Below are 6,630 nucleotides of genomic sequence, written 5' to 3'. Positions count from 1 at the left end.
AAACACAAATGCAGAAAGAAAAATTATTTTTCTGGCCTTTGTGTTTGTATTCTTATGCGCCGGGTGAAGGCAACGATTGGCAGTTTCCCTTTCCCAATTATGAAAACGGCGATATCTTTTTATCGTGGGGCGCATTGGGCGTTAAAGCTTATGCATCTTATAAACCTGAACTGGCAGTTAAATATGTAAAGAATGTATTGGATCAGTATGCAAAAGACGGGCTTGCCTTTCAGCGATATGGCCGGCAAAAACAGGATGGCCGTGGCGATGATATTTTATCAGGCAATGGTTTAACTATTGTTGGCTTATACCAGGCTGTTTACGGCGTTAACCCGTTATATAACCGTTTTTATTTAAACCCGCATTTAACGCCCGAATTAAACGGAACACAACTAAAATATAAGTATCAAAACAAACAATTGGTTATTGATTTAAACATGAATAATTATGTTGTTTCAGATGGGCGATACTCAATTGCATCACCAAAAGATTTTGGTTTTAACAGCTCAAAGGATACGCTTTGTTTTTTTAAAGGTGATGACGAAAATGCGTCTTTGAAAGTAACTGTTGCTTCAAACAATCGTCTTTCTATAAACATCAAAAACTGGAGCGCTGATAAATGCGAATGGACGCAATCAGCCACAGCATTAATATCAACAGAATATATTCTTTCTGGCCTTGCGGGTAATAAAGCCTATTCAATTTTAATTAATAATAAGCCGTTAAAAAAAATTACCAGCGATAAAAATGGCAGTATAACTTTTGAGTCTACTGCATCGGCTAAACCTGTCGATATTATGGTAGTGCCTGAATAAAATAAACTTCCGCACTTGCCTGGTTAATACCTGCAGGTGATGAATTCATATTTTTATACAATCATCTAAAACGCAAACCTGTTATCCTTTTTTTGCAGATTTCATCCTATGTTATTAACCTTAAAAAATTTCTTACGCTGTCTTTCGCAAATGGTTAATAACTTGCTCACATAAAATATAAACCTCATAATTTAAAGGATTGCTTTATGAATGACAACAAACCGAAAGACAATTCAAGAAGAAGTTTCATCCGCAACGCTTCTATTGCTGCTGCAGGCATTACCATTGTCCCCCGCCATGTATTGGGTAAAGGCTACGTGGCCCCGAGCGACAAACTAAACATTGGCGCGATAGGCGCCGGTGGTAAAGGCCAAAGTGATATTGCCATGTTCTTTAAATCGGGTAATGCCAATATTGTGGCGTTATGCGATGTTGACGACAGGTCATCTGCTAAAACAAGAGCTGATTTTCCCAAAGCCACTTATTATAAAGACTTCCGGGAAATGCTTGATAAGGAAAAAGGAAACATTGATGCGGTGTCTGTTTCCATCCCCGATCATTGCCATGCCGTTGCTGCGTTAATGGCTATGCAAATGGGAAAGCATGTGTATGTTCAAAAACCAATGACGCATGACATTTATGAGGCAAGAATATTAACGGAGGCGGCCAGGAAATATAAAGTTGTAACGCAAATGGGCAACCAGGGTTCATCCGGTGATGGTGTGCGGCAAATGCAGGATTGGTATAATGCAGGGCTGATAGGAGATGCGCATACTATACGTTGCTGGACTAACAGGCCTGTATGGCCACAGGGCACCGGCTATCCTACAACCAAAGACCAAATACCACCTGAACTGGATTGGAATTTATGGCTTGGCCCCACTGCCTTTCATGAATACCATGATGGATTTGTTCCGTTTAGCTGGCGCGGCTATTGGGATTTCGGCACCGGCGCTTTAGGCGATATGGGATGCCATATTATTGATCCGCCTTTTAAAGTGGTTGGCCTTGGCTATCCTTCAGAAGTAGAATGCAGCGTAGCAGATATTTATGAAAAAATGTGGACGCCTTCCTACCACCCGGAAAGCTGTCCGGCGGCTTCTTCTATCAAAATAAAATTTCCGGGAAAGAACGGAAAGCCTGATGTAAAACTTACCTGGATGGATGGTAATATACGACCCGAGCGCCCCGACGAATTAGGCCCTGACGAAGAAATGGGCAACGCAGATGGCGGCGCTATTATAGAAGGCACAAAAGGTAAAATGATGTGCGGATGCTACGGCGCTAACCCAACATTGTTACCAACTTCAAGAACAAAAGAAGTAGGCAATGTTCCCAAAACCGTTGATCGTGTGTCGGGCGGCCAGGAAGGGCATTATGCACAATGGGTAAATGCCTGTATAGCCGGTTATGGAAAGGGTTATACCAGTTCCAATTTTGATTATGCCGGCCCGCTTACAGAAACCGTGTTGTTTGCCAACCTTGCACTTCGCAGCTGGAATGTAAAAGACAGCAAAGGCCGGTTCCCGGGCAGGAAGAAACTTTTATGGAATGCTGATGAAATGAAGATTACCAATTTTGATGAAGCCAACCAGTTTGTGAGACGGCAATACCGCGATGGTTATTCTTTTAAAATATAATCTTCCAACGTTTAGCTAAAAAACTGATAAGTAAAAAATGCTCATTGCTGCATCTGCGGTAATGGGCATTTTTATTATTGTATTTTCTGTTGCGGTTGATGAAACCGGCTGCAAAGTTTTGTGCATAGCCGTGTAAATGTTGAAGTAATGCTGTGAACTGCTTTTACTCCTGATAAAATTGTTTGTAACCTTTTTACAAGCTGCCTACTCTAAAAATACAGGAACAATTTAAAAGTAAAAAAATGGAAACCAAGATTACACAACAGCCGGTAACGCAAACGTTCAGGCTATTAAAGTTCACATTTGTAATAGTGCCTATTGTTGCCGGCGCTGATAAATTCACAAACCTGCTTACCAATTGGGAGCAATATCTAAATCCTTCACTGGCAGATTTGCTGCCCTTTCCTGCATCCACCTTTATGATGATAGTGGGCATTATTGAAATTATTGCAGGCATTATTGTACTTAAAAAAGCGGAAATTGGTGGATATATTGTTGCAGCCTGGCTCACCTCAATTGCGTTAACGCTGCTGGCAGGTTTCAATTATGTGGATGTAGCAGTTCGCGACCTGGTAATGGCCATTTCGGCTTTTTCAATGGCAAGATTATCCCGGGTTGCAGCTTAAAATCATTGCAGGCTATGGCTTCATTTGAACAACTTACCGGACAGGAAATTATAGCAAGGGTCATACAAGGAGAAAAAGCGCTTTACGAAATCATTGTAAGGCGCTTTAATCCTTACCTCTACAAAACCGGCAGATCGTATAATTATAATCATGAAGACACGCAGGATTTAATGCAGGAAACTTTTATTGATGCCTATAAAAACCTGCAGCAATTTGAAGGCCGTTCCGGTTTCAAAACCTGGATCATACGCATTATGATGAACAACTGTTACAGGAAAAAGGAAAAGGCAGGTTTTAAAAATGAGATAACGTACGATGCAAACGACAATTCAAAGCCTATGTTTACCAATCAAAATAATGATACAGGCAAAGTAGTTCAAACCCGTGAGCTGGGGCATATTATTGAAAAGGCGCTTGCAGAAATTCCTTTCAATTACCGCATCGTATTTTCCCTTAGGGAGATAAACGGTTTGAATGTTTTGGAAACATCGGAACTGCTGCATATCAGCGAAGCTAATGTGAAGGTGCGGCTAAACAGGGCGAAAACAATGTTGAGAAATGAAATTGAGAAAACGTATTCCAGTGCCGAACTGTTTGAATTTAATTTAATCTATTGCGATGCCATAGTAGAAAATGTAATGAAGAAAATAAATGAGTTGTAAGCAGTCCAAAATCATTCAATCCCGTACAACAATATCCTTAGCTTTATGTTATATATTTAAGATCCTTTTACTGTAAACTAAACGGCAAATGTTGCACTTCCTTCATTAACTCAAAAAATACCACAATATTTTCTGAAAATAAATTGCCTGCAGTTGCCATGCTTAGCAGCATGAAAACTACCTGCAGGTAATTTATCAAGGGAACATCAATATTTATTTGGTGCAAAACGTTATCTTACCATTAATGTTTTGCAGTTCAGTATTTTTCCCTGCATGATAATATGACCAGCGTTGATAGTATATTGGCGAATGAAATAAAAGCAGAAGGCTGACGGTTTTATTTCAATTAAAGCTGCGCTGTTGTATAAATTGAATATTGTTATGTAAGCGTTGTGCGCCTGATGAACTGGAACAAAACCTAACAGATTTTTATGTTTAAAATCAAAACTGCCATTACATTTTTTTTGGTGTTGTTGCTTATAAACAGCAGCCGTCTCTCCGGTCAAAATAATGATCAAAAACTCTGGTACGATCATCCGGCCAATGCCAGCGTAAAAGATACTTCGTCAGGATGGATTAATGATCCTGAATGGCTGAAAGCTTTGCCTGTTGGCAATGGTTTTATAGGTGCAATGGTTTTTGGCGATGTAAATAAAGAACGGTTGCAACTAAATGAAAAATCTTTGTGGAGTGGAAGCCATGATGACAATGATAATCCTGAGGCTTCAAAATATTTGGACCAGATAAGGCAACTCTTGTTTGAAGGAAAATATAAAGAAGCAACAGAACTTACCAATAAAACACAGGTGTGTAAAGGTGTTGGTTCAGGAAGCGGCAATGGTGCTGATGTGCCTTATGGCTGTTATCAAACATTGGGTGATTTGTGGCTCGATTTCAATACAAAATCTGCTTACAGCAATTATTATCGTGCATTAGATTTAATGAATGGCCTTGTCCTTACAAAATACCGGCAAAACAATATTGAATTTACAAGAGAAGTATTTGCCAGCAATCCTGATAAAGCCCTTATTATTCGTTTAACAACTGATAAACCCCATGCAATTTCATTTACACTGTCCGTTGACCGTCCTGAAAAATTTACAACCATTGCAGAAAGCAACAGGCTTGTTATGAGTGGCACACTTACTAATGGCAAAGGCGGTGATGGCATGAAATATAAATTGTATGCAGTGCCTGTTGTAAATGGCGGGAGTATAAAGCAGGATGGTAATAAACTCATAGTTTCAAAAGCAAATGCTGTTACCATTATTGTTACTGCTGCCACTAACTACAGGCTTCATTATCCCGATTATGTAAATAATAATTTTGAAGCTGAATTAAATTTAACAACCAATAAAGCTGTTTCAACACCATACAATACTTTAAAAGAAAGGCATATAAAAGACTTTTCATCTTTTATGAAAAGGTCTTCATTGCAATTAACAGCACCTTCAACTGAAAATTTACCCACCGATAAACTGCTTGAAAAAAATCTTCAGACACATAATGAATCGAGCCTTTACTCATTGTATTACCAGTTTGGCCGTTATGTGTTATTGTCATCATCAAGGGAAGGCAGTTTGCCGGCTAACCTGCAGGGTATTTGGGCCAATAAAATTCAAACACCCTGGAACGGGGATTATCATACAGATATTAATGTGCAGATGAATTACTGGCCTTCAGAAGTTACCAATCTTTCTGAATGCGATATGCAGTTGATTGATTTGATTGAATCGCTGATAACGCCTGGCACCAAAACAGCATCGGTGCAATATAACATGCATGGATGGTGCATTCATCCCATAACAAATGTATGGGGTTACACAGCGCCCGGCGAAGACCCGTCCTGGGGTTTGCATGTTGGTGCTGCCGCCTGGATGTGCCAGCATTTATGGGAACATTATGCGTTTACGTCCGACACCGCTTATTTGCGCAGGGTATATCCAATTTTGCAAAAAGCCTGTCTGTTTTATTTTGACTGGCTTGTAAAAGATCCTTCAAGCGGCAAGCTTGTTTCCGGGCCTGCATCATCACCTGAAAATAGTTTTGTAGCACCCGACGGAAGCGTTGCCAGCATAAGCATGGGACCGTCTCACGACCAGGAAGTAATCCGCGACTTATTCAACAATACTTTACAAGCCGCGCAGGTGTTGAATATAAAGAGCAGTAATGATTTTATGCATCAGTTACAACAAACCAATAGTGAACTTGCTGCACCCGGTATTGGAAACGATGGAAGATTAATGGAATGGGCGCAGGAGTTTAAGGAAGTTGAACCGCATCATCGCCATACCTCGCATTTATTTGCTTTATATCCCGGCGATGAAATTACATTAGATAAAACACCGGCATTGGCCGAGGCTGCAAAGAAGTCGCTTGAGGCAAGGGGTGATGATGGCACAGGCTGGTCTTTGGCGTGGAAGATAAATTTCTGGGCGCGTTTGCACGATGGCGATCATGCTTTAAAATTATTAAACCGGTTATTAAAGCCTGTTCATGTGGCTGGTGTTGCCATGAACAACGCCGGTGGCACATACAATAATTTATTTTGTGCACATCCGCCATTTCAGCTGGATGGCAATTTTGGAGCTGCGGCAGGTATTGCTGAAATGTTGCTGCAAAGTCATGAAGATTTTATAGAACTGCTGCCGGCATTGCCTGCTGCCTGGAATGATGGCTCAATTAACGGACTTTGCGCAAGAGGCGGCTTTGTAATTGATATGCAATGGAAAAACGGCAAGCTTGTACGGGCGACATTACTTTCAAAAAAGGGTGGCCCGTGCACTGTTAAATATGGATCGAAAAAAGTACCTCTCAAAACAAAAGCGGGTACACAATCTAACTTACTGGATCTTATTCAATAAAGCGGCCTTGCATAATTTTGCAG

4 protein-coding genes and 1 pseudogene are annotated in these 6,630 nt (G+C 40.5%); all 5 read left to right on the top strand.

Annotated elements, in window-relative coordinates; genetic code table 11:
* A pseudogene (locus ACTHN6_RS20515) lies at nt 1-815 on the top strand (hypothetical protein); the annotation flags it as partial.
* Nucleotides 816-1,021: 206 nt separating this feature from the next.
* Nucleotides 1,022-2,455, top strand: a complete 1,434-nt coding sequence (locus ACTHN6_RS20510) for a Gfo/Idh/MocA family protein (protein ID WP_440437649.1) — start codon at nt 1,022-1,024, stop codon at nt 2,453-2,455.
* 242 nt (nt 2,456-2,697) lie between these two features.
* Complete coding sequence (locus ACTHN6_RS20505) at nt 2,698-3,081, top strand: hypothetical protein (RefSeq protein WP_440437648.1); 384 nt, start codon at nt 2,698-2,700, stop codon at nt 3,079-3,081.
* 14 nt (nt 3,082-3,095) lie between these two features.
* Entirely contained in the window at nt 3,096-3,743 is a 648-nt protein-coding gene (locus ACTHN6_RS20500) for a sigma-70 family RNA polymerase sigma factor (protein ID WP_440437647.1), read from the top strand.
* 431 nt (nt 3,744-4,174) lie between these two features.
* Nucleotides 4,175-6,607 (top strand): glycoside hydrolase family 95 protein, encoded by a 2,433-nt coding sequence (locus ACTHN6_RS20495; protein WP_440437646.1) that lies wholly within the window; start codon nt 4,175-4,177, stop codon nt 6,605-6,607.
* Nucleotides 6,608-6,630: the final 23 nt, after the last annotated feature.

The sequence above is a fragment of the Parafilimonas sp. genome, from assembly GCF_051953455.1.
Classification (GTDB): Bacteria; Bacteroidota; Bacteroidia; order Chitinophagales; family Chitinophagaceae; genus Parafilimonas.
This window is presented reverse-complemented; position numbering and strand designations above follow the sequence as displayed.